Annotated in this window: 15 protein-coding genes; 4 read left to right on the forward strand and 11 right to left on the reverse strand. The window is 64.2% G+C overall.

Annotated features, from left to right (window positions below; translation table 11 throughout):
* Positions 1-443: 443 nt before the first annotated feature.
* A complete protein-coding gene (aroG, locus tag ACZ5MJ_RS12820) occupies positions 444-1,523 on the forward strand; it encodes a 3-deoxy-7-phosphoheptulonate synthase AroG (RefSeq protein ID WP_464219761.1) in 1,080 nt (359 codons plus the stop codon).
* An 88-nt stretch (positions 1,524-1,611) separates the two neighbouring features.
* Here aroG and ACZ5MJ_RS12825 read toward each other — a convergent pair whose 3' ends face one another.
* Both ACZ5MJ_RS12825 and ACZ5MJ_RS12830 read right to left on the reverse strand, forming a co-directional pair.
* On the reverse strand, positions 1,612-2,010 hold the full coding sequence (locus ACZ5MJ_RS12825; RefSeq protein WP_464219762.1) for a c-type cytochrome: 399 nt from the start codon (positions 2,008-2,010) through the stop codon (positions 1,612-1,614).
* Positions 2,011-2,020: 10 nt separating this feature from the next.
* Complete coding sequence (locus tag ACZ5MJ_RS12830) at positions 2,021-2,368, reverse strand: c-type cytochrome (RefSeq protein WP_464219763.1); 348 nt, start codon at positions 2,366-2,368, stop codon at positions 2,021-2,023.
* 538 nt (positions 2,369-2,906) lie between these two features.
* On the opposite strand from ACZ5MJ_RS12830, the gene ACZ5MJ_RS12835 reads away from it, so the two are divergent.
* From ACZ5MJ_RS12835 to ACZ5MJ_RS12845, 3 genes are read left to right on the forward strand one after another with little or no spacing between them, the layout of a single operon-like run.
* On the forward strand, positions 2,907-3,797 hold the full coding sequence (locus ACZ5MJ_RS12835) for an AAA family ATPase (protein WP_464219765.1): 891 nt from the start codon (positions 2,907-2,909) through the stop codon (positions 3,795-3,797).
* Between the two features lie 11 nt (positions 3,798-3,808).
* Positions 3,809-4,402, forward strand: coding sequence for a GNAT family N-acetyltransferase (locus ACZ5MJ_RS12840; RefSeq protein WP_464219767.1), 594 nt, complete (start codon positions 3,809-3,811; stop codon positions 4,400-4,402).
* 28 nt (positions 4,403-4,430) lie between these two features.
* The gene (locus tag ACZ5MJ_RS12845) at positions 4,431-5,606 is read left to right on the forward strand and encodes a vWA domain-containing protein (protein ID WP_013956076.1); all 1,176 of its coding nucleotides are present in this window, start codon (positions 4,431-4,433) and stop codon (positions 5,604-5,606) included.
* 65 nt (positions 5,607-5,671) lie between these two features.
* On the opposite strand, the gene ACZ5MJ_RS12850 is transcribed toward ACZ5MJ_RS12845, so the two are convergent.
* From ACZ5MJ_RS12850 to mdlC, 9 genes are all read right to left on the reverse strand, one after another.
* A complete protein-coding gene (locus ACZ5MJ_RS12850) occupies positions 5,672-6,097 on the reverse strand; it encodes a toxin-activating lysine-acyltransferase (protein WP_464219770.1) in 426 nt (141 codons plus the stop codon).
* 26 nt (positions 6,098-6,123) lie between these two features.
* The gene (locus tag ACZ5MJ_RS12855) at positions 6,124-7,533 is read right to left on the reverse strand and encodes a TolC family outer membrane protein (RefSeq protein ID WP_464219771.1); all 1,410 of its coding nucleotides are present in this window, start codon (positions 7,531-7,533) and stop codon (positions 6,124-6,126) included.
* 8 nt (positions 7,534-7,541) lie between these two features.
* Complete coding sequence (locus ACZ5MJ_RS12860; RefSeq protein WP_464219773.1) at positions 7,542-8,876, reverse strand: HlyD family type I secretion periplasmic adaptor subunit; 1,335 nt, start codon at positions 8,874-8,876, stop codon at positions 7,542-7,544.
* Positions 8,869-11,109 (reverse strand): peptidase domain-containing ABC transporter, encoded by a 2,241-nt coding sequence (locus ACZ5MJ_RS12865; protein ID WP_464219775.1) that lies wholly within the window; start codon positions 11,107-11,109, stop codon positions 8,869-8,871. Before ACZ5MJ_RS12865 ends, ACZ5MJ_RS12860 begins: the two co-directional genes overlap by 8 nt.
* A 78-nt stretch (positions 11,110-11,187) precedes the next feature.
* Entirely contained in the window at positions 11,188-18,303 is a 7,116-nt protein-coding gene (locus ACZ5MJ_RS12870; RefSeq protein WP_464219776.1) for a cadherin-like domain-containing protein, read from the reverse strand.
* Positions 18,303-19,178 (reverse strand): hypothetical protein, encoded by an 876-nt coding sequence (locus ACZ5MJ_RS12875; RefSeq protein WP_464219777.1) that lies wholly within the window; start codon positions 19,176-19,178, stop codon positions 18,303-18,305. Before ACZ5MJ_RS12875 ends, ACZ5MJ_RS12870 begins: the two co-directional genes overlap by 1 nt.
* 736 nt (positions 19,179-19,914) lie before the next feature.
* A complete protein-coding gene (locus tag ACZ5MJ_RS12880) occupies positions 19,915-20,904 on the reverse strand; it encodes a Bug family tripartite tricarboxylate transporter substrate binding protein (protein ID WP_464219778.1) in 990 nt (329 codons plus the stop codon).
* Positions 20,905-20,963: 59 nt separating this feature from the next.
* The gene (locus ACZ5MJ_RS12885; RefSeq protein ID WP_464219779.1) at positions 20,964-22,415 is read right to left on the reverse strand and encodes an aldehyde dehydrogenase family protein; all 1,452 of its coding nucleotides are present in this window, start codon (positions 22,413-22,415) and stop codon (positions 20,964-20,966) included.
* A gap of 52 nt (positions 22,416-22,467) precedes the next feature.
* The gene (gene mdlC, locus ACZ5MJ_RS12890) at positions 22,468-24,072 is read right to left on the reverse strand and encodes a benzoylformate decarboxylase (RefSeq protein WP_464219781.1); all 1,605 of its coding nucleotides are present in this window, start codon (positions 24,070-24,072) and stop codon (positions 22,468-22,470) included.
* Positions 24,073-24,087 lie beyond the last annotated feature (15 nt).

Here is a 24,087-nt window from a genome sequence, read left to right on the forward strand (position 1 = left end):
AAGCAGCGGCGGCACAAGGCTTGCGCGGTATCGCCGCAAGCCGCCGGTGATCGGTGCGCCAGCGCACCGCATGGCCTCATCGACACTTGCCAACCCCGGCAAAAGGCGCTATAAAGATGCTTCGTCGTGCGACAAGCAACCGATGCACGGTAAAAATTGACCGACCGGCGCGCAATTTCCTGCCTTTCTGCCACGCAGTGCAGCATAAATTCAGCGCCCACGAAGAAAATCGATTCAAGCTGACCCAAGCCAACGCCTTTTTCCGCCATGTCCGCTAAGTTTTACTTTTACTTTTTTAGCGATCTCACACCGCTGGCGGATAGGGAGGGACGGCTGTAAGCAGCCCCCGAATACAAAAGAAACCGCCAGCAACCCTGGCGGTTTTTTTATACCTGATTGTTTTCCCCACAGACTCACGACCTCACAAGAATCCTGGAGCCATCATGCTGAAGAACACCGACGACCTGCGCATCCGCGAACTCAAGGAACTGCTGCCGCCCGCGCACCTGATCCGCGAGTTCGGCTGCTCCGAACAGGCTTCGGACGTGATCTACGGCGCGCGCCAGGCCATGCACCGCATCCTGCACGGCATGGATGACCGCCTGATCGTCATCATCGGCCCGTGCTCGATCCACGATACCCGCGCCGCGCTGGAATACGCCAAGCTGCTCAAGGTGCAGCGCGAGCGTTTCGCCGGCGAACTGGAAGTGGTGATGCGCGTGTACTTCGAAAAGCCGCGCACCACGGTGGGCTGGAAAGGGCTGATCAACGATCCGCACATGGACGGCAGCTTCAAGATCAACGACGGCCTGCGCACCGCGCGCGAGCTGCTGCTGAACATCAGCGAGATGGGCGTGCCCACCGGCACCGAGTACCTCGACATGATCAGCCCGCAATACATCGCCGACCTGGTCAGCTGGGGCGCGATCGGCGCCCGCACCACCGAGTCGCAGGTGCACCGCGAGCTGGCCTCGGGACTGTCGTGCCCGGTGGGCTTCAAGAACGGCACCGACGGCAACGTCAAGATCGCGGTCGACGCGATCAAGGCCGCGTCGCAGCCGCACCATTTCCTGTCGGTGACCAAGGGCGGCCACTCGGCGATCGTGTCGACCTCGGGCAACGAGGACTGCCACGTGATCCTGCGCGGCGGCAAGGCGCCCAACTACGATGCGGCCAGCGTGCAGGAAGCGTGCGACGCCATCTCCAAGGCCGGCCTGGCCTCGCGCCTGATGATCGATGCCTCGCACGCCAACAGCAGCAAGAAGCATGAGAACCAGATCCCGGTGTGCGAGGACATCGGCCGCCAGATCGCCGGCGGCGACCAGCGCATCATCGGCGTGATGGTCGAATCGCACCTGGTGGCGGGCCGCCAGGACCACGTGCAGGGCCAGCCGGTCGAGGAACTGACCTATGGCCAGTCCGTGACCGATGCCTGCATCGGCTGGGACGACTCGGTCAGCGTGCTCGAGGGCCTGGCCGAATCGGTGCGCCAGCGCCGGCTGGTGTCGGGCAGCGGCAACTGATGCCGGCGCGGGGCCCCGGCCCCGCTGCCGCGAGACGACAAAAAAGCCGCTTCCCGGAAGCGGCTTTCCCTTGTTGGCGCGAACGCCTTTACTTCTTCAGGATCAGGTCGCCCGGCAGCGATTCGATATAGGCAGCGATGTCCTTCAGCTCCTTGCGGGTGAAGGGACGCGGCTTGCCGTCCTTGTCGGTCACGGCCGGGTTGGCGTTGACCTGGCCGGCCATGATGGCGTTGGACCGGCCCACCAGGGCGTTGCCCGACACCTGGTACGAGGCCAGCGCGTGGTACAGGTAGTCGGCATGCTGGCCGGCCAGCTTGGGATAATCCGGCGAGATCGGTGCGTTCAGGCCCGCGCCGTGGCATGCCACGCAGTTGCCCTTTTCCACCAGCGCCTTGCCGTTGGCAAGGTCGGCGGCCGAGGCCGGCATGGCGGCTGCACCCAGCACGAGTGCGCCGAGCGCGAACGAAAGCGTCTTGAGCGTCTTCATGTGGGGTCTCTTACTTGAGGGAATTGTTCTGCGTGCCGGCCTTCTGCTGCGAGTAGTAGGCTGCCACGTTGGCGATGTCCTGCTCGGTCAGCGTCGCGGCGATGCTGCGCATGGTCGGGTGCTTGCGCTCGCCCTTCTGGTAGGACTTGAGCGCGTTCTCGATGTACTTGGCGCTCTGGCCGCCCAGCATTGGCACTTCATAGACTTCGGGGAATGACGCACGGTAGCCCGGAATGCCGTGGCATCCGATGCACATTGCAACCTTGTCCCTGGCAGCGTCTCCATTGCCCTTGACTTCCTGTGCCTGCGCGGCCGTTGCAGCCGCGCCCAGCACCACCATCGTGAGGAGCTTTTTCATTGTCTTTGCGGATTGGAAGTTAAACCGTGTGACCTGCCCTGCCGGGCGGAGACGGTTTCAGAATGCTTCTGCGGGGAAAACCAGGGCAGCCAGCCGGATTGCCGAGGTGCAACCCGCCAGACATGTCGCATCCGGTCTGTTGCCGTGATGTGGAACACCATTCTGGAACCACCTCTCGCATCGCCGCGACCCGGAAGGGCCGCTGGGACTTCTGAACGCGGACTGCCGGATACTGGAGAACTGGACGTGGGGGCGCGTCAAACCGCCGCATTGTACCGCAGCCGGCACCTGCCAGTCCAGCTACCGGGCCCGGCCGCCGGCGGCCTGTCAGCGCGCCCCAACACGAACCGCAAAGGTCTTTTATACTGGCTGATCCCGGGAATCCGCACGACCGTTCGCGAATGCTGCCGCCAGCAGCGCGCGGGCGCCCTGCACCGGACCCTGTTTCGATAACGAAAGCGCGCATGACAGCGCGAAGAGACCGCGCCAAGCACGCCAACCCGGCCCTCGATCCGAGGCCGTCACCTCAGGTTGCCTCATGTCAAACACCGCCAACGCTTCCGCCCAAGCTTCCACCGCCCAGCAGGCCCGCTTCGAGGGCAGCGACCAGTACGTTGCCACCGACGACCTCAAGCTGGCCGTCAATGCCGCGCGCACGCTGCAGCGCCCGCTGCTGATCAAGGGCGAGCCCGGCACCGGCAAGACCATGCTGGCCGAGGAAGTCGCCGCCGCGCTGGGCATGCCGCTGCTGCAGTGGCATATCAAGTCGACCACCAAGGCGCAGCAGGGCCTGTATGAATACGATGCCGTGTCGCGCCTGCGCGACTCGCAACTGGGCGACGACCGCGTCCACGACATCCGCAACTACATCGTCAAGGGCGTGCTGTGGCAGGCCTTTGAAGCCGACGAGCAGGTGGTGCTGCTGATCGACGAGATCGACAAGGCCGACATCGAATTCCCCAACGACCTGCTGCGCGAACTCGACCGCATGGAGTTCTATGTCTACGAGACGCGCGAGCTGGTCAAGGCCAGGCACCGGCCGCTGGTGATCATCACCTCGAACAACGAGAAGGAGCTGCCCGACGCCTTCCTGCGCCGCTGCTTCTTCCACTACATCAAGTTCCCCGATGCCGAGACGATGCAGCAGATCGTTGACGTGCACTACCCCGGCATCAAGCGCGAGCTGGTGGCGGCCGCGCTGGAATCGTTCTACGAGATGCGCAACCTGCCGGGCCTGAAGAAGAAGCCGTCCACGTCGGAGCTGATCGACTGGCTCAAGCTGCTGATGGCCGAAGACATCCCGCCCGAGGCGCTCAAGAGCCCGGACAAGAAGGCCGCGATCCCGCCGCTGCACGGCGCGCTGCTGAAGAACGAACAGGACGTGCACCTGTTCGAACGCCTGGTGTTCATGAACCGCGCCAACCGCTGAGCGCGCCGGCCATGACCGCTCTTGCCAAACCCGTAATCCTGGTCGGCAAACACGCCACGCTGGAGCCGCTGCGCGCCGAGCACGCCGACGGCCTGCGCGCCGCCTGTGCCGACGGCGAGCTGTACAAGCTGTGGTACACCAGCGTGCCCGCGCCCGAGCGCATGGAAGCCGAGATCGCGCGGCGCCTGGGCCTGCAGCAACAGGGCTCGATGCTGCCGTTCGCGGTACGCGACGCCGCCGGCGAGCTGGCGGGCATGACCACCTACATGAACATCGACGCGGCCAACCGGCGCGTGGAGATCGGCTCGACCTGGTATGCAGGCCGCGTCCAGCGCACGCCACTGAACACGGAATGCAAGCTGATGCTGCTGGCGCATGCCTTCGACCAGCTCGACTGCATTGCCGTGGAATTCCGCACGCACTGGATGAACCAGCAGAGCCGCGCCGCCATCGCGCGCCTGGGCGCCAAGCAGGACGGCGTGCTGCGCAACCACCAGCGCATGCCGGACGGCTCGCTGCGCGACACCGTGGTGTTCTCGATCATCGCCAGCGAATGGCCGGCGGTGCGGCAACACCTGCAATTCCAGCTCGACCGTCCGCGCTGACGCGGCCGCCGACTGAAAGCGAGGCATCATGCTGATCGATTTCTTCTTCTCGCTGCGCCACGCCAAGCTGCCGGTCTCGGTCAAGGAATACCTGACCATGCTGGAAGCGCTCAAGGCGCAGGTCATCTCGCCGTCGATCGACGAGTTCTACTACCTGTCGCGGATGACACTGGTCAAGGACGAGAAGCACTTCGACAAGTTCGACCAGACCTTCGCCGCCTACTTCAAGGGGGTCGAGAGCCTGGTCGACTGGAAGTCCGACATCCCGCTTGACTGGCTGCAGAAGACGCTGGAGCGCGAACTCTCGCCCGAGGAGAAGGCCAAGATCGAGGCCATGGGCGGGCTCGACAAGCTGATGGAGCGCCTCAAGCAGCTGCTCGAGGAGCAGAAGGAAAAGCACGAAGGCGGCAACAAGTGGATCGGCACGGGCGGCACCTCGCCCTTCGGCCACGGCGGCTATAACCCCGAAGGCATCCGCATCGGCGGCCCGTCCAAGGGCAACCGCACCGCGATCAAGGTGTGGGAAGCGCGCGCCTACAAGGACTATGACGACCAGGTCGAACTGGGCACGCGCAACATCAAGGTGGCGCTGCGCCGGCTGCGCCGCTTCGCGCGCGAAGGCGCCGACACCGAGCTGGACCTGGACGACACCATCCACTCCACGGCGGCCAACGCCGGCCTGCTCGACATCAAGCTGCGCCCCGAGCGCCACAACAAGGTCAAGGTGCTGATGCTGATGGATGTGGGCGGCTCGATGGACGACCACATCAAGCGCGTGGAAGAACTGTTCTCGGCCACCAAGACCGAGTTCAAGCACCTGGAGTACTACTACTTCCACAACTGCCTGTATGACTATGTGTGGAAGAACAACCGCCGCCGCCACGCCGAGAAGCTGGCCACGTGGGACCTGCTGCACAAGTACACGCCCGACTACAAGATCATCTTCGTCGGCGACGCCACCATGAGCCCGTACGAGATCCTGCAGCCGGGCGGCTCGGTCGAGTACAACAACACCGAGGCCGGCGCGGTGTGGCTGAACCGGATGACCGAGCAGTTCCCGCACTTCGTCTGGCTCAATCCGGAGCCCGAAGGGCTGTGGCAGTACCGGCAGTCGATCACGGTCATCAACCAGCTGATGAAGGGCCGGATGTATCCAGTGACGCTGGCTGGGCTGGAACAGGCGATGAAGGTGTTGTCGAAGTAAGGCCGACTGACTGCCTGAGGGGCGAAACAAGGGCGGCACTTGATGTGCTGCCCTTTTTCATGCAACTAGAGTTGGATGAGGCGCGTCGCACCTTCACCGTCCGGCACCAGTTGATGAATGGCCTTCCCGGCCAGCGCCGTCTTCTTCAGATCTTCCAGCACATCCTTGGCGCTGCCATAGGGTGCAAAGAGGTCGACGAGGAACACCTTGTTGCCCGATTTCCAGTCGCCCGGCGCGAGCTGGCATGGCGGCTTGGCAAAGCGCTCGGCCACGGGGTCGGACAGGCAGGCCCAGGTCGCGAAGGCCGTCGGCATCTCACCGCGCATGTACAGCTTGGCCTGCTCCAGGATCAGCGGCGGCATCACCCGCCACTCAAGGTCGGCCAGGAAGCTGTGGCGCGTGGTCGGGTTGTTCATCATCAGCCAGGCCACGGGTCCCAGCAAAGGGATCTTCTTGATCACGCGTTGCGCCTGCTCGGCGGCGAACTTCATCAACTGTTCGTTTTCGGTCGGGATGCTCATTGGAGCTTCGTCCTGATTGGGTTCTGGTTAGAAGCGGCCGGCAGTGCAGGTACTGCCGGAATTTCCGGCTGGCTGTGTTCGGCCAGCAGGGCGTTAACCGCTAGCACGTCGCTCTCCGTCAGCGTGCCCGCCGCCGCCTTTAGCCGCAGGCCTTGCAGGATGGTGTCGTAGCGCGCCTTGGCCAGGTCGCGCTGCGCCGCATAAAGCTGTTGTTCGGCATTGAGCACGTCGATGTTGACGCGCGTTCCGATTCGATAGCCAATCTTGTTGGCGTTGACCGAATCCAGGCTCGACGTGACGGCAGAGGTCAGTGCTTCCACCTGCGACAGTCCGCTGGTCACACCGCCGTGGGCTTGCCGTGCCTGGGTCGCCGCCTGGCGCCGCGCCGCTTCCAGCTCCGCGCGTGACTTGTGCCGGTTGGCGATCGCTTCGGTCACGCGCGAGTTGACGGCGCCACCCTGGTAGATCGGGATCGTCAACTGCAGGCCAATGGTGCCGGATTTGACCCGGTTCTCGATGTCCGCTGGCGAGGTCATGGAGCCCGATGTGTAGTTGTTGCCATAGCCAGCAGTCAAGTCGAGTGTCGGCAGATGCGCCGCGCGGTTCCTTGACACCTCCTTCTCGGCGACCTCGGCCGCTGCCAGTTGCATCCGCACTGCGGGGTTGTTCTCCCGCGCGTTGCCCATCCAGGCATTGATATCCATCGGCGCGGGGCTCGGCAGGCTCACATCGGCCTTCAGTCCCGCCAGCGGCTCGTGCACGGGCCCGACCAGGCGTTCCAGTTCGGCCTGCCTGGCCGCCTGGTCATTGAGCGACTGCACGAGTTGCGAGCGGCCCAGGTCATGGCGGGACTGCGCCTCGTACACATCGGTGATGGTAGCTTCGCCCACATCGTAGCGGCGCTTGGCCAGCACGCGCTGCTGCTCCACCGCCTTCAGTTGCGCCTTGGCGACCGTCACGCTGTCGCGCGCCGTCAGCAGGTCGAAGTAGGCCTGCGACGTGCGCAGGATCAGGTCGCTCTCGGCCTGGGCGAACTGCGCCTCGGCCTGCTCGACCTGCGCGCCAGCCTGCGCCACACCGATCCAGTTGGCGATGCGCACCACCGGCTGCGACAATTGCAGGTTCCACGCCCAGCTATTGACGTTGCGGTCCTGGTATGGCCCGCCGGCAAAGTTCGCTTGGCCGTTCTGGCGATTGCCGTTGCCGTTCAGGTTGATAGCAGGCAGGACGCCCGCGCGCGCTTGCGGCAGTTTCTCCCGGCCGGCTTCCAGTGCATAGCGGGACGCCTCGAAGGTCGGGTCGCCGCCTTGGGCAAGCCGGTAGACCGACAGCAGGTCGATGGCGCTGGCATCGATGGCGGCAAGGGCGCCCAGCGCAGCCAGGGCGGCGCTGGTGAGGGCATGCATGCTTGCCATCATCGCTCCCGCAAGGCTTCATCCTTGTAGCGCAGCAGCGGCGACAGGAAGTAGGAGATCATGCGGCGCTCGTCCACGCGAATATCGGCAGTCACGGTCATGCCCGGCGTGAGCGCTCCCTTGCGCCCGTTGACGGAATTCGGCGTAGCGGTCGTATCGAGCTTGATGCGCACGGGATAGATGGGACCCAGCTTCTGGTCGTTGATGGCATCAGTCCCCACCCACTGAACCTCGCCCTCGATGTAGCCGAAGCGGGTGAAGTCGAAGGTCTCCACCTTGGTGATCACGCGCTGACCGGGCTTCACGTAGCCGATATCCTTGTTCTGCACCTGGGCATCCACTTCCAGCGCGGTGTTTCCCGGCACCACCGTTGCCACCGGCTGGGCCTGGGTCACGACGCCGCCGACGGTGGTCACCGCCAGTTGCTGCACGATGCCATCGATCGGTGCGCGCAATATCTGCAGGTCGCGCCGCTGCGTGGCCTTGACCAGTTCCAGCTCTGCTGTAGCGGCCTTGCGGCTTTCCTCGGCCAGTTCCGCCGAGTGCCGTGCGCTGAACTCCGCCACCGCCTGCGCGCGTTGCTGCTGCGCAGCGTTCAGGCCCGCGCTGGCCTCGGCCAGCCGGTTGGTCTGCAGCGCCAGTTCCTTCTTGAGGCTGATCAGCTCCAACCGCGTCTCGATCAGGCCGGTCTCGGCAATATGTCCGGTCTTGACCAACTCCTCCCGCATATCGTTCTTCCTGGTGACGAGCGGCAGGCTGGCGCGGATCTGTTCCAGGCTGGCGGCGGCGCCCTCCCGGTCGGCGCGCTTGCGGGCGATTTCTGCATCGAGCGCTGCCACCTTGGCGCGCTGCTCGGCCAGCGCGCTAGCAAGCAGCACCTGCTGCGTCCTGGCGATGTCTTCCGGCAGCCCCTCGATCCCTGGCAAGGTGACCTTGCCGTTCAGCAGTGCCGTCAGGCGTTGCACCTCGGCCCTGGCCTCCCAGTGGTCGCGTTGCAGGCGGTCGCGGTCGGCCGCGGTAGTGGTCGGGTCCAGTTCGATCAGGACATCGCCCGCCTTGACCTTCTGGCCGTCGCGCACATAGATCTGGCGCACGATACCGGCTTCCAGTGGCTGCACGACCTTGGACTTGCCGGTGGGGATAATCTTGCCTTGGGCGGACACCACCACGTCCATCTTCGCCAACGAAGCATAGATCAGCGCTATGGCGGCCATGCCGCAGATGGCCAGGGTGATCATGCTGGCCGTGCGGGTCGGACGGCGGCTGCGTACGCCACCAGCCGCGCTCGCAAAATCGTCCAGCTCCGGGTGCGGACTGAGCTTGGCGTCAGACATGAAACGCTCCGGCCTTGGGGGACGCCTGCACGGAACTGTGGGAACTGGCGGTCAGGTGCTCCAAGGCACGCGACGCTTCGAATAGCGACCGGTAGCGCCCGTCTCTTGTGATCAGTTCTGTGTGGTGGCCGGCTTCGGCCAGCTTGCCGCCTTCGAGCACCAGGATGCGGTCGGCCATGCGCAGCGTGGTAAGGCGGTGGGCCACGATGAAGACGGTGCGGCCCGCACAGATCTTGCGCAGGTTGTTGTGGATGACCTGCTCGGATTCATAGTCGAGGCTGGCGGTGGCTTCATCGAGCAGCAGGATGCGCGGGTTGGTCGCCAGTGCGCGGGCAATCGCAATGCGGGCGCGTTGGCCGCCCGACAGCAGGCAGCCGCGCTCCCCGATCGCCGTGCCATAGCCCTGTGGCAGCACGTTGATGAAATTGTGCGCCCCCGCCAGTTCAGCGGCCGCCATCACATCTTCGAGCGAAAGGCCGGGGTTGCCCAGCGCAATGTTCTCACGCACGGTCAGGTTGAAAAGCGCGGCATCCTGTGCCACAACTCCAACCTGCGTGCGCAGCCAGTATGGATCGGCCGAAGACAGGTCGACGCCGTCCACCAGCACGCGCCCGCGCTCGGGCGTATAGAGCCGCTGGATCAGGCGCATGAGGGTGGTCTTGCCCGCACCCGAGACCCCGACAACACCAATGATTTCGCCCGGCTGCACAGTAAAGCTAAGGTCCGACAGCACGGTTGGCCCATTCTGGTGGTACTGGAAATTGACATTGTCAAACGTCACCGCTCCGACGATGGGCGGGCGCTCGGTGGCGCCCGGCGCCGATGCCTCGGGCTGCGCGTCCATGATGTCCGCAAGGCGCTTGACCGACACGCGCATCTGCGTGAATTCCTGCCATAGCGACGACAGCTTGAGGATGGGTGCGTTGACGCGGCCAGACAGCATGTTGAAGGCGATCAGGCCGCCCACAGTCAGGTTGCCGTCGATCACCTGCATGGCGCCGACCCCCAGCAGGACAACGGTCAGAAGCTTGCTGGCGGCCTGGATCACCTGGTTGGTCCAGTTGGCGGTATGCCCGGATTCGAACGCCGAGGTGACGTAGCGCGCCAGCCGCTTCTCCCAGTTCCGCTGCCAGCTCTGTTCGATCGCCTGGCCCTTGAGGGTTTCCATGGCGCCGACGGTCTCGACCAGGAAGGACTGGTTCTCGGCGCCGAGCGCGAACTTGTCTTCGAGCTTCTTGCGCAGGATCGGGCTGACCACATACGAGGCACAAAAGAAGATCGGCAGGAAGCAGATCACGATAATGGTCAGCAGCGGACTGTAGTAGAACATCACCGCCAGGTACACCACGGCGAACAGCACGTCGAGCCAGGCAGTGAGCGCCTGCCCCGTCATGAAGTTGCGCGCGGACTCCAGCTCGCGCATGCGGGCGATGATGTCGCCCGAATTGCGGCTGTTGAAGTACGACATCGGCAGGCGCATCAGGTGCGAGAAGAGTCGCGCGCCCAGTTCGACGTCTACGCGGTTGGTGGTGTGCGAAAACAAGTAGTGCCGCATGCCAGACAGCACCATCTCGAAGAGCGCGACCCCGGCCAGTGCGATCAACATCACCACCAGCGTGGATTGGCTGCGATGCGTGAGCACCTTGTCAATCACGACCTGGAACGCCAGCGGCGTGACCAGCGCAAGGATCTGCACGAAGAATGTCGCCAGTAGCACCTGCGCCATTTCTGCCTTGTACTTGGACAGGGCATTCCAGAACCAGCCAAGCCCGAACTTGCGAGTGCCGGGATCGACCGCAGCGGCGGCTGCCGCGGTACTGAGTGAAGCGCTGATCCACGTGCCCGAGAACTCGCGGGCGAAGTCCGTCACCTCCACGGACGCAGCCTGTGCCGCGCCAGCGCGCTGGATCATCAGGCGGCTACCGTCCACGCGGCCAACGATCACGGCATTGCCAGCAGCATCCAGCGCAATCAGCGGCAGCGCCGCTTTCGCCAGTTGCCGGACTGTGCCGCGATGGGCTCGCGCCTCGAATCCGAGCCCCGACAACGCCTGCTCGATCGCCTGCGCGGCCGGCCCGACGCCTTCGCCGTAGTCGCACCAGTCGCGCGCCACGGCGGGACCGGCTGCCACACCTTGCAGTTGGGCAAAGAAGGTGACGGCCTGTACGTTGCGTATCGGCCCGGAATGTGCGGCATCCCTCGCCGCCGGTGGTTGAGCTACGCTTGTAGACATAAGAGCGCTCCCTGCGGCATGGACACCGAGCGCCCGTGCCGGTTATTTCAATCGATAAGGTGCTTTCCGAGTGGGGAACTAGCTGTTGTAACGGGCCCCCATAGCGAGGTCGGCCAGGCTCGCATGCGTCGCGCTGGCAATGATCTCCGCCGCGGTCGGCTCGTGCGGCGGCACAAAGCCGAAGTTCTGCTCGACCGGCGACGCCGTATTGGCGTACTGTACGAACAGCAACACGGCACGATTCAGCTCATCCTGGCTGGCCCAGCCGGCGGGCGGCTCCGCAGCCGAGGATGGCGCATCGTGAGGACTGGACGTCTCCGCCATGGCCAGCTGGGCGCTGGTATGCGCCATCGCCGCGTCATGCGATTCGAGCGTCGGTGCGACGTGGGGAAGGTCCACTTCCCCGGCATAGACGGCGTTCGGCATCGGTATGTCCTTGCCGGCGAACATCACATTGGCAGCCTCGCTCTTGCTGCCGTCGGCGTGCGTGATCTCAATGGTGCCGAACACCATATTGCCGTGCTCGAGGTGCGCCTCGCCCTGGCGTTTCAGACCAATGGACGCGATGCCCGCCTCATCCAGCGTCTTGTGCTCGGCGGCGGTGAAATTGCCATCACCGTTCGCGTCCTGCACCAGCTTGAACTGGCTCCAGGCGGCATCGTCCCTGGTGATCTTGCCGTCTTGCTTGCTGTCGAAGGCGGTCAGTGCGTCAAGATCGGTTCTGGCACCTGGCACGAAATTGGTCAGGCGGGTTTCCTCGACTGAAATCTTGCCGTCCCCGTCGGCGTCGAAGCCCAGGACGCCATCGCTGTTGGCAGCCCAGCCGATCTGCTCGGTCTGGCCGTCGTGATTCACGTCGGCCCTGACCTGCGAATTGTCAGCCGCCAGCAACTCGGTGCCATTGCCGTTCAGGTCGAGCACAATCGGCGTAAAGCCACCTTGGGAATTGGTGCCCTTGTGCGTAGCACTCACTACCACGTCGGTAAATGCACCCTGACTATCGGTAATGCGAATCGTGAAGCTGTCCTGGCCGTTGTAGGGATCGCCAAGATGCGAGGTGTACTGCCACGAACTCGGGTCCGTGACATGCCGCATTTGATCGTATGGGATGAGCGGCGAATATGCCAGATAGCGGTCAATCAGCGCATACTCGCCGGCATAGGCATGCCCATGCTGTGGCCCCGACACAATCGCAACGGAAACCTGTGCGCCATCGGGATCGTATGCAATGATTCGCCCGCTCATGCGCACGGGGCTATCCACCCATTCGAACTGATTCGGTCCGCCAAGCGTTGGTGTGTACAACCGGATGCCATCCATCATGTCGAAGCCGATTGGCTTCAGATGGCCCGAATGCTCATAGTAGGAAGTGGTGACCGGATTGCCGTTGATATCGAAGAGCTGGCCCTGCAGCGCGAGCGCCTGCGCTTCGTCCGTGATCGGCCGCGGCTTCCACGTATCCAAATCAATGAAATCCTGCGGCCCCGGCGGCGTGAGGCCCTCGCGCGTATAGCCGAAGATCGGCCGGCCGTACTCGATAGCCTCGATGATGGGAGCGGCGTTGACATGCGCAACGTTCAGGAAGGCTGTCGCCCAGGTCTGGCCGCCGTATGGATCGGCCACCAGGTATTGGAACGTGGCCTGCCCGTAAAAGCCATGATCCGGCGTGAAGCGGATCTGGCCATCAGCCTGGATTTCCACCGCGCCGTGCTGGGCATTGGCAACCTGGATAATCGAGATCGGATCGCCATCCGCATCGCTGTCGTTCGCCAGGAACTGCGCGGTGTTGATGATGAACGGCGTGTCCTCGTAGCCCGAGAAGCCGTCATCCACCGCCACTGGCGTGGTGTTGATCTTCTCCAGGTTGACTGTCGTAGTCGCGGTGGCGAAGCCGCCCTCGCCGTCGGAGATGGTGTAGGTGAAGTGTCCTTGGGCACCCGGATAGCCGCCGTAGCCTGCGTCGGGCAGGAAGGTCACCGAGCCGTCGGCGTTCAGGCGAACCGCACCGTGCTCGGCATCGGCGACGCCGACGATGCGCAGGTCGCTGTGTGGGTTGTCGATGTCGAAGTCGTCGGCGAGCAGCGCTGCCGCCGTCATGGTGATGGCTACGCCCTTACGACCAGCCACGAGATTGTCGTTGGCAATAGGCGCGTCGTTGACCGCCGCGACGTGGATGGTAGCCGTAGCAGTGGATACACCGCCCACGCCGTCGCTCACTTCATACTTGAAGGTCGCATCGCCAAAGAAGTCCTGGTCAGGCACGAAGCGGATCGATCCATCCGGATTCAGCGACACAGCGCCGTGAGTGGAGCCACTGACGCCAGTGACCGTCAGGTCGCGGTGGTCATTGTCTACGTCCGTGTCATTGGCAAGCAGCGTCGCGGCATCGATCGTCAGAGCTGTGTCCTCGGTTCCCTCAATGACATCATCCCGCAGTTGCGGCGCGTCATTGACCGGTGCAAGGCCGATATCTACCCGACCAGTCGTGGTGGCACCGTGCGGGTCCGACACCGTGTACTCAAAGCTGGCCGCACCGAAGTAGTCGGCGTCCGGGATGAAGCTGACCGATCCATCCGGATTCAGGTGCACCTCGCCATGCAGCGCATTGCCCACCGCCACCAGCGTGAGCGATGCTTGCGGGTCGTCGACGTCGCGATCGTTCGCAAGCAACGCACTTCCGGCGACCTTGATTGCCTCGTCCTCATTGCCCGCGAAGTGCTCGCCCGTGACGATTGGCACGTCGTTGACAGGCGCCAGGTCAACGGTCGCCATGGCCTCGGTGTAGCCGCCAGAGCCATCCGTTACGGTGTAGAGGAAGGTCGCCGTGCCATGGAAGTCTTGCTCGGGCACAAAGCGGATCAACCCGTCCGCCGTCAGTTCTACCGCGCCATGCTGGCTGTTGCGTACCGAGAATATCGTCAGATCGGAGTGGGGGTTGTCCACGTCCGTATCGTTTGCCAGCAGCGTCGCCTGCTCGATCAGCAGGATTGTGTCCTCATCCGTAGCGACGGTTTCGCCAGTTACGACGGGCACGTCATTGACGGGCCGAATATCCAGATGGACGGTGGCAGGCGAGAGGCCACCATTGCCGTCCGACACCCAGTAGGTAAAGCTGGCCGGGCCGAAGTAATCGTGATCGGGCAGGAAGCGGACCTTGCCGTAGGCGTCGAGCGCTACCAGCCCGTGCTGCGCATCAGACACGCGCAGGATGCTTAGCACGTCGCCCATCGTGGGGGTGTCCACGTCGAAGTCATTGGCGAGCAATTGCGCTGACGTGAACAGGACGCCCGTGTCCTCGTCCAGTGGTGCCGACTCGCCTGCGGCCACCGGTGCATCGTTGACCGGTGCAATGTCCAGGGAGACGGTGCCCGTCGATTGCAGCCCATATTGGTCCGTCACGGTATAGCGGAAGTGCGCCGGCCCCCAATAGTCCTCATCGGGCGTGAAAGCAATGCGTTGGCTGCCATCGAGCTGCAGGACCATGGTGACAGTGCCATGCTCTGCGCCGAACACCTCGGTCAGCCGCAGCGGCTGTGTTATTGCATTCTTCGTCGTGTCGTTGGCGAGCAATACGGCCGCATCGAAGGCATAGCGCGCATCTTCCACGCCGTCGACCTGTTCGCTCACCACGTCGGGCGCGGCCAGACGGACATCCTCGGCGTTCGATGCTATACGCGGCAGGTCCTGCAATGGCGACAAGACCGTCGCGCCAGCGCCGTTCGTGGAATTCGCTTCGGACACTGACCTGATCTGGCTGGGATCAACCTCGACGGTCAGGACCTCGGCTCGGTCGGTGCTGTGCTGCCGGTTTTCGGATGCAAACGAATCCACTGTGGTCAGCACGAACAGCGGGGCGGCGCTTTCGCCATGCGGTTCGGTTGCCCTGTCGAGTGTTACCGGTGCGCGGCTGACAGTGCTGTTGCCTGCGGTGTCGATGATTCCTGCCGTGTCGATTCCCGGCCCACCCGCTGGCTGCGCTTCGGATGCTCCGGCCACCGCGCCAATGGCCACCCCCATGAGCGCTCCCGTTCCACCGAACAGGCTGTCGCTGCTCTTGATCCACTGGTCACGGATTGCCGCATAGGTGTCGCTCGCGCTTGCGGGCGCGGCGCTGGTTACCTTCCCATCCTTCGCGCGAACGGTATCGGTCCGCTGCGCCGGCCTGCCACCGTTTGATTCGTTTGTGGAGGTAAGGCGATTGTCGCGGGCTTCGACCGTGGTCGATGTCGTTATTCCGCCTGGCGCGGTTCCCGCGCCATCGCCCACGCGAATATCGCCGGCGAGGATGACATCCTCGGCAAGGGATTGCTCATGGTGCCTGTCGCTGGCGGTATGGACTCGCGTATCGCCCTCATCCAGGCGTGTCTCTCCTTCTGCCGAATCGGAAGCGAGCCCACCATGGATATGACCAGCCTCGCCCGTATAGTCGTGGGTCACCACCGCATTCAGAACCGTTTCGCCGCCCTCCTGGGCGTGCAGAGCGCCAGCGAAGGCATCCACCTCGCCGTCCCCGTCGGTATCGGCAAAGACTGCCTCATAGTAGTCGCCCCGGACATCCGCCGTCAGGTGTTGCTCGGTAATCTGGAGAACGGTTCCATCTGCCGCCAGCAGGACAGGCGGCGAAGCGTTGAAATCGAGGCAGGCGATGCCCTTGTCGAGAAAGGAGGCAAACTCGCCTTGATCGGCCTGGCCATCGCGGTTCACGTCCAGCCAGATGCCGAGCGCCGCAAACGCGGGGTCCGATGCGTCCAGCTTCCCGTCATGGTTCACATCGAGCCATTGCAGGCTGTTGCGTGCGTGCGCGGCTGCAGCGTCCGAATCGTTGGTCAGGATCTCGTTCTGGAAAATGCGGCCATCGCCATCCAGATCGATAGCAAGAATTCCCTGATTAGCCTTGACCCAGTCGGTTTGCTCAAGATAGCTGTCGAGATCGACATTGCGGACGATCCGCCCGGTGTCGGCACCCGGCGGGGGCTCTGGCTTGAGATCCACCGTAAGCGCGGTGAAGTGCTGGCTGATACCGCTGGCGTCTTCCCTGGGCAGGCCGGCATTTGCGTCCGGATGTTGCCAGGCGCCGTTGTGAAGTTGCTGTGCGACGCGCTCGCGATTTTCCTCGGTGGAGCCGGTAATCGGGGCTGTCAATGCGGCAGCATCGCGCATATGCCCGAGTACTGTTTCGGCTTCCCAGGCCGGAACGACCGCTCCTATCGCTCGGAGCAAGAACTCCTGCGTAAGCGATGGCCCCCCCGCCTGGCCGCGGTTGCCGGCACCATCAAAGTACCGCGTTTGCTCCTGCCCGTTCTCGTCGATCCACTTGAGGTAAAGGTTTCCGGGGGTCTCATAGGGGTTGAAGCCGTCGGGATCATATGAATAGCCGATGGTCGGCAGCCGCTGCGGAACCAGCGCATAGAGGGGCTTCCCGGCAGCATCGACCTGGCTGGCCAGGGCCTGCTGCAGGCTATTGACCAGATCTTCCAGCAGGCTGGTCGGCGTGCCGCCGCCATCCTCGTTGTTCACCGTGGTCAGCACCTGGATGCTGCCGTCCGGATTCCATACCGCTGAGGCTTCCCCCTCTCGCGTAGGAATGTTCTTGTCGGAGAGCACCATGCCGAGAAAGGCAATGGTGATGGCTGCCACCTGCAGGTATGGGATACAGGCAAGCGTTTCAGATGCCGTGATCAGCCCGGATTCACCGGCAGCGCTCATCGCGGCGGTCGTTGTTGCGAGCGTCGAACTGGCGATCGAGTAGCCGTTGCCACTTTCAATCGCCATGGCCAGCGTCGCAATGGAGCCAATTACTGCAAATCCGCTAGCCGCGCCCGCCATATTTGCTGACGACCGCATCATGCAATCGTCGAGCAGCATCTGCGAATACATGCCGGCAGCCTGCGAGGCGAGGTTGGCACCCGCCGCCGCAATACCGAGACCGTTGCCGTCCTGAACAGCATTAAGCAGGTTGATACCCGCCGCGATGGCATTCAGACCAGCATGGGTGCCGTCCGATAAGAGCTGGCCTCCGTCCAGGCGGTCCAGGTTGGCCATCATGGCGGCACTTGCAGCGATGATCGCCTTTGTGTCGCCTGACTCAATCGCCTGGATCAGTGACAGCATGCTCTGCATGCTGCCCAGAACGTCCTGCAATTGCGCCGGAGACGAACCCGAGGGATCAGGATTGGAACTGATATCGTCGGCTGCCGGAGCGATATCAGGATCGGGCAACGAGACTGCCTCTGTGTCTGCAATGAATTCGAACTCGGTGGCCCCCTCCCCTGGAAGCAGGCCAAGAGCATGTTCCGGCACGGCGTCTCGTTGCGGTCCAAGTATTGCGTACGCTTCTTCCGCAGTCATCTCGCCGTTGCGCACCCGATTCTCTGCCTCGGCGCCCATTACCCCATAGGCAACTAATTCGGCAGGGATGTCGAGTACCACATACTGGTCGCCAAACTCGCCGGGCAATTCCAGCTCACTGATCAGCCCGGCGTCTCGCATCTCCCGTATCTGTGGGTCGTCCCTGGGGTACAGCATCTTGCAAACGCCTTCGCCCGGCTTCATGACGCTGCTCTTGCCTTGCCCCCAGACTTCTTCCAGCATCTTCTCTGCGGCAGGATTCACGGCGCTGCCCGGATTGGACAGCACTTTGCCGGTCACGACCCCCACCAGGCTATTGAAGCCCTCCGCGCAAGCGAGCTGATTCGTGGCGTTGCTTGGGGTAATCCATTCGAGACCAGCCGAAAATGCCGCTTTGCCTCCGTCGATGGCCGTACCGAGAATGCCACGCGGGGTGGTGGTGTCCCACTCGATATAACCGTCGTCGTAGTAGATCTTGCCATCCAATTTCACCGGATTGGCGGACTGTGGATAGAGCTTGTTATTGCTGGCGAACTGCTGGAACTCACCGGCCCGGGCGTTCAGTGCGTCACGTGTGACCTCCAACTGCTGCCGCTGTAGCGGCGACAAGTTCGGATCATTCCGAAGCCGCGCTTCGTATTGCATCGCTTTCGCATAGTCCTGCTTCGCGGTGTCAACAAAGTCGTTGTACTGTTTAACAGCTGCCAGCTCGCTAAGGCGAGCTTGAGCGATATGCTCTGGCGCTGCATTGGCTTGTGCCAGGTCTGCGACTTTCCTCTCCCATGCCGCAAGCTGAGCATCCAGCCGTGCCTTCTCACTTTGCCACTGGGCAACCGGTTCAGCCATCAGTTATCTCCAGGCTTAAGCGCAATGCATTCATCCAGTGTCGGATGCCAGGCTTCAAGCCTGTCGGCGACAATCCGGCTATCGGACATTTCCGTTTGGTTCCTCAGTTCACGCAAGACGCTTTCAGGATTGGCATAGGAGCTGTACTGGCTGGCTTGCATCTGCCAGCAGTAGTACCTCGTCCACTCCACGGCGCTTGTCATCTCCTGCCGGGCGATGTATGCCGCTACTGAGCCGGCTCCGTCATATCCCGCCCGTTCCGCCTTGACGGAAGCATCGAATCCTGCCCGCACGTCCTTGGGGAATCCCTGGATGCCAGTCATGAGGAAGAATCCGACGCGACTCAGGCACGCCGGATGCCCGAATTCCGCTCCACGCCGCCAATTTGCACGGGCTTGTTCCCTGTACTTGGCTCGTTCTCGCTCCGACCCCATGTTGCTGAGAAGTGGGTATAAGCACATGGCGCCCGCATCTGCGCCATCGGCCAATTCGGAAAGCCGCGCTAGGGGCTTCTTCACAGAGTAGCGAATGCCGGTGGACGGCTGAAGAACCTGCAACGTGATATACGCCAGTTCATAACCATCCTGGGCCATGGTCATCCAGTCCGCCTCACGACGATTCGTTCCATCCCTGCCCATGTACTTCGGCGTGCCGGTGTTCCAGTCACGCAACTCGTTGAACAGACTCCGCTCATATTCCGCTCGCTTTGCTGGCGATAGCCGCTTGGCCTTCTCGTGATCGAACGGTGGCAGGTCGTGGCGCTCTTGGGCATATACCCAGAGGGCAAAGGCGGCGGCACCCAGGCTGGAGACGACAAGCAATACGGCATTGAACAAGCGCCGGCAGGTATGCATTATTGGCGAACCATTCAACATGCTGCATTGCCTCTTCGTTTGTTCCATTTGCTGACGAACCGCATCACGCAAGCATCGAGCAACGCCTGCGACTACATCCCAGGAGCCTGCGAGGCGAGGCTGGCACCGGCCGCCACGATACCGGGACCATTGCCGTCTTGCATTGCAGTGCCGACACGCAGTCGCGCCTCATCCACTGCCCTCGCCGTTTGCACTGGTCGGCTGTTTCCCACCGTATGGGGCCGCCCCAAAAAAAGCCGGCAGCACCACGGAGGAGCGGACTGCCGGCACCAGTACACAACGAATTCCAAACACGGTTCCAAGCGCGAATGGAATCAATGAAAATAATGCCCGATGGAGATAAGGAAATCTATCGGAATATTCCCATTTTCATTTATCTAATTCCATGTATTTCTGATTTACTTCAAAATAATGGTTTCTATTTTTTGACCAAAATCAAAACATTACCAAGAGAGATAGGTACACCCACGGAACTCGAGCCTGAATCGTTCGACCGCGGCAGAAATGCGCGACTCTGATGACGCGGCGATTGCCGCGCGAGATGCGCAGCTGTCGATTCCACCGCAAACGGGGGCGATGCCCCGGCCGGAGAACGTCGTCCCCGAGAAGGCGGGCACGACATGCTGGTAGCTGAAAGCCAGCCGGCGTGACGAGCGCACGCCGGTCTCTCCCGCATGCGGGAGAGACCGGCGCCAAGTGATCATTCGAGTCCGGTGGCGCGTGCCATCTCCTCGCCTCAGTCCACCGTGATCCCCGCCTGCCGGATGAACTTCCCGTAGCGCGCACGATCCGCGTTCTGCCGCTCGGCAAACGCCTGGATGCTCAGCGGCGCCACCGCACCGCCCAGCTTGTTGACGTTCTCCAGCAACTGCGCACCAGCCAGCGTGCGGTTGATCTCGCGGTTCATGCGCTCGACAATGGCCGGCGGCGTGCCCGCGGGCGCATAGACGCCGAAGGTCGAGTCGCCGTCCACACCCTGCAGACCGGCTTCAGCCAGCGTCGGCGCGTCGGGGTATTGCGCCGCGCGCTTCGTGCTGGCCACGGCCAGCAGCCTGAGCTTGCCGCTGGCCACGTGCTGCAGGCCGGGGCCGGGATCGAACATGAACTGCACCTGCCCTGCCAGCAGGTCGCTCAATGCCGGCGCGGCACCCTTGTAAGGCACGTGCACGGCGTCAAGCTTGCCGGCGCGCTTGAACATCTCGGCAGCGATATGCGGCGTGCTGCCGTTGCCGGCCGAGCCGTAGCTGAGCTTGCCCGGATGCTCGCGCACATAGGCGATGAACTCGTCCAGCGTCTTCGCCGGCACCGACGGATGCACCAGCAGGTAGACCCGCACCAGCGCCACCGACGCGACCGGAGTCAGGTCCTTGAGCGGGTCGTACGGCATCTTCTTGTAGAGAAAGGGATCGATAGCCACCGCGCCGCCCGAGGTCAGCAGGAAGGTATAGCCATCGGCCGGCGCCTTGGCCACGACGTCGCCGCCGACGATGCCGTTGGCGCCGGGGCGGTTGTCGACCACCACCGGACGCTTCAGCGCCTCTGACAGCCCGGGCGAAATGCCGCGCGCCAGGGTATCCGCGGCGCCGCCGGCCGGGAAGTTGACGACCAGGCGGATCGGCTTGTCCGGCCATGCCTGCGCGGCGGCGGGTGCGCTCACTGCGGCCAGCAGGCCCAGCGCGCACAGTGCCGCGCAAACGGGGCGCGCGATACGGTGAGGGAATCGCATGATGGTTGTCTCCTGTCTTGTGTTTTGGTACTGCCTGCCGGGGCGCTCTGCGGCGCCGCTCAGAACGGATATTGCCGCGGCGTGGTCTGCACCGTGATCCAGCGCAGTTCGGTGAAGGCATCGATGCCGGCCTTGCCGCCGAAGCGGCCATAGCCGCTCGCCTTGACGCCGCCGAACGGCATCTGCGCCTCGTCGTGCACGGTCGGGCCGTTGACGTGGCAGATGCCGGAATCGATGCGGCTCGCCACCCGCATCGCGCGCGCGACGTCGCCGCCGAACACCGCAGCCGACAGACCGTAGGCCGAATCGTTGGCGCAGGCGATGGCCGCTTCCACGCCCTGCACGCGCACCACGGCCTTGACCGGCCCGAACGATTCCTCGCGATAGATCTCCATGTCCGGCGTCACGTGATCCAGCACCGTGGCCCGCATCAGCGTGTCCGTGGCCTTGCCGCCGCAGACCAGCCGCGCGCCCTTGCGCAGCGCATCGTCGATCATCGCGTTGCAGCGTTCGACCGTGCTCATGTCGACCACCGAGCCCAGCACCGCCGGACCGGTGCGCGGATCCGCCAGCGGCAAGGCCGCTGCACGCGCGGCAAAGCGTGCCACGAAGGCATCGGCGATGCTGCCGTCCACCACGATACGCTCGGTGGACATGCAGATCTGGCCCGAGTTGGCGAAGGCGCCGAAGATGGCGCCATCCACCGCGGCGTCCAGGTCTGCATCGTCGAGTACCACCAGCGGCGCCTTGCCGCCCAGCTCCAGCACCACGGGCTTCAGGTAGCGCGCGCAGGTCTGCGCGATCAGCCGGCCCACGCGCGTTGAGCCGGTGAAGTTGACGCGGCGCACGGCCGGGTGGGCGATGATGGCCTCGACCACCGCGGCGGCATCGGCCGGGGCATTGGTGACGAAGTTGACCACGCCCGCCGGAAAGCCCGCTTGCGCCAGTGCATCGACGATCAGGCCATGCGTGGCCGGGCAGATCTCAGAACCCTTCAGGATGACCGTGTTGCCGCATGCCAGCGCCGTGGCCACGGCGCGCACGCCCAGGATCACCGGCGCATTCCACGGTGCGATGCCCAGCACCACGCCCGCGCCCTGCCGCACCGCCATGGCCAGGCTGCCGGGCACGTCGGAGGGGATCACCTCGCCGTTGATCTGCGTGGTCAGCGCGGCCGCCTCCTGCAGCATGCCGACCGCAAGATGCACATTGAAGCCGGCCCACATCGCCGACGCACCGGTCTCCGCCGCCATCGCGGCGGTGATCGCCTCGGCCTTGCCCTCGAGTGCCTGCGCGGCGCGCATCAGCAATGCGCGCCGTTCGCCCGGACCGGTGTCGCGCCAGGCGGGAAAGGCGCGCGCGGCAGCGTCGGCCGCGGCCAGCGCATCGGCGGCCGTGGCAGCCGGTGCCCGCGTGGCCACGCTGTGGTCGAGCGGGTTGCGGCGCTCGAAGGTGGCGCCATCGGCAGCCTGCGTGCGCTCGCCGTTGATCAGCATCGCAATGCTTTGCATCGTAGGGTCTCCTGGAAAGTCTCTCGTCTCGTCTGTCGTCTGCCGCGGCGGCTCAGGCCACGGCAACCTCCACCACGGTCGGCACGCGCGTGCGCAGGGCCGTTGCCAGCGTATCGCGCAATGCGCCTGCGTCGGTCACCCGCACCGCCTCGCAACCGTGCCCGCGCGCGATCGACACGAAATCCAGGTCGGGCAAGGCCGTGCCGACCAGTGGATCGCCGCTGCCAAAGCCGAAGGTCGGCGCAAACTCCTGCAGGGCGGCGTAGCGCCGGTTGTTGAGCACGATGAACGTGATCGGCAGGCCCAGTTGCGCGGCGCTCCACAGCGCCTGGATCGAATACATGCTGGAACCGTCGCCGACCAGGCCGATCACCTTGCGCGCCGGCTGGCCCAGCGCGACGCCCACTGCCGCGGGCAGGCCGTAGCCAAGCCCGCCGCTGCACATCGTATAGAAGGTCTCGCTGCGCAGGATGGGCAGGTAGCGATGCATCACCGGGCGCGCGCTGGGCGCTTCCTCGACCACAATGGAATCGGGGTCGCGCAGCTCAGCCAGGGTCTGCAGGACATAGGCGACGCTCATCGGCGCGCCGGGCTCGGCGCGCGGCGCCGGCACGCGCGGGTGCGGGGCTTCGCGCCGCGGCGGCGCCGGGCGCGCCAGCAGGTCGGCCACGCCCTGGCGGATGCTGCCGACCGCGGCAGTGCCCACCGGCGCCCATGCGGCGATATTCGGATCGTCGATCAGTTGCACCACCTGCGCCCCGGGCGGCGCATGGGGACCAAACCCCTCGACGTGATAGGTGAAGGCTGCTGCGCCCAGGGCGAACACAAGGTCGTGGCCCGCCAGCAGCCCGACGATTTTCTCGCGCATCGCCGGCAGGAAGCCGGCAAACAGCGGATGGTCTTCCGGAAAGCCGCAGCGCCCCGACATCGGCGCCACCCACACTGCGGCCTGGTGCCGTTCCGCCAGGCGCACCACATCGTCCCAGGCGCCATCGCGGTCCACGGCCGCGCCGACCACGAATGCCGGGTGGCGGCTGGCATCGAGAGCATCGCCGATCTGCGCCAGCAGTGCCGGCTGCACGCGGCTCTCGGTGCTGACCGTGCGCGGCTGCACCGGCTCGCACCGCCGGGCCCAGTCATCGGCGGGCACCGAGATCAGCACCGGCCCGCGCGGCGGCTGCATGGCGATGTAGTAGCCGCGGGCAATCGCCAGCGGCACGTCTTCGGCCCGAGCCGGCTCGCAACTCCATTTGACGTAGGGCTTGGGCAGTTCGGTGGCCTGGGCTGAAAACAGGAAGGGCTCGAACGGCAGGATCGAGCGCGCCTGCTGCCCGGCCGTGATCACCATCGGCGTGCGGTTCTTGTGGGCCGTGAAGATGCTGCCCATGGCGTGGCCGACGCCGGCCGCCGAATGCAGGTTGACGAAAGCCGCATTGCGAGTGGCCTGGGCATAGCCGTCGGCCATGCCCACCACCACGGACTCCTGCAGGCCGAGGATGTAGCGGAAGTCGGCAGGGAAATCGAGGAACAGCGGCAGCTCGGTGGAGCCGGGATTGCCGAAGATGGTGGTCATGCCGAACGCGCGCAGCAGGTCCAGCACGGCGGTGCGCACATTGGTTGGATGGGCGGAAGCGGCAGGCGAGGCGGGACTGGCCATGGTCGTGGAGGCTCC

Source organism: Cupriavidus sp. LA-1, from assembly GCF_055385985.1.

Coding starts and splice junctions, on each gene's coding strand:
- aroG (WP_464219761.1), top strand. CDS start 444: ATGCTGAAGAACACCGACGACCTGCGCATCCGCGAACTCAAGGAACTG.
- ACZ5MJ_RS12825 (WP_464219762.1), bottom strand. CDS start 2,010: ATGAAGACGCTCAAGACGCTTTCGTTCGCGCTCGGCGCACTCGTGCTG.
- ACZ5MJ_RS12830 (WP_464219763.1), bottom strand. CDS start 2,368: ATGAAAAAGCTCCTCACGATGGTGGTGCTGGGCGCGGCTGCAACGGCC.
- ACZ5MJ_RS12835 (WP_464219765.1), top strand. CDS start 2,907: ATGTCAAACACCGCCAACGCTTCCGCCCAAGCTTCCACCGCCCAGCAG.
- ACZ5MJ_RS12840 (WP_464219767.1), top strand. CDS start 3,809: ATGACCGCTCTTGCCAAACCCGTAATCCTGGTCGGCAAACACGCCACG.
- ACZ5MJ_RS12845 (WP_013956076.1), top strand. CDS start 4,431: ATGCTGATCGATTTCTTCTTCTCGCTGCGCCACGCCAAGCTGCCGGTC.
- ACZ5MJ_RS12850 (WP_464219770.1), bottom strand. CDS start 6,097: ATGAAGTTCGCCGCCGAGCAGGCGCAACGCGTGATCAAGAAGATCCCT.
- ACZ5MJ_RS12855 (WP_464219771.1), bottom strand. CDS start 7,533: ATGCATGCCCTCACCAGCGCCGCCCTGGCTGCGCTGGGCGCCCTTGCC.
- ACZ5MJ_RS12860 (WP_464219773.1), bottom strand. CDS start 8,876: ATGTCTGACGCCAAGCTCAGTCCGCACCCGGAGCTGGACGATTTTGCG.
- ACZ5MJ_RS12865 (WP_464219775.1), bottom strand. CDS start 11,109: ATGTCTACAAGCGTAGCTCAACCACCGGCGGCGAGGGATGCCGCACAT.
- ACZ5MJ_RS12870 (WP_464219776.1), bottom strand. CDS start 18,303: ATGGCTGAACCGGTTGCCCAGTGGCAAAGTGAGAAGGCACGGCTGGAT.
- ACZ5MJ_RS12875 (WP_464219777.1), bottom strand. CDS start 19,178: ATGTTGAATGGTTCGCCAATAATGCATACCTGCCGGCGCTTGTTCAAT.
- ACZ5MJ_RS12880 (WP_464219778.1), bottom strand. CDS start 20,904: ATGCGATTCCCTCACCGTATCGCGCGCCCCGTTTGCGCGGCACTGTGC.
- ACZ5MJ_RS12885 (WP_464219779.1), bottom strand. CDS start 22,415: ATGCAAAGCATTGCGATGCTGATCAACGGCGAGCGCACGCAGGCTGCC.
- mdlC (WP_464219781.1), bottom strand. CDS start 24,072: ATGGCCAGTCCCGCCTCGCCTGCCGCTTCCGCCCATCCAACCAATGTG.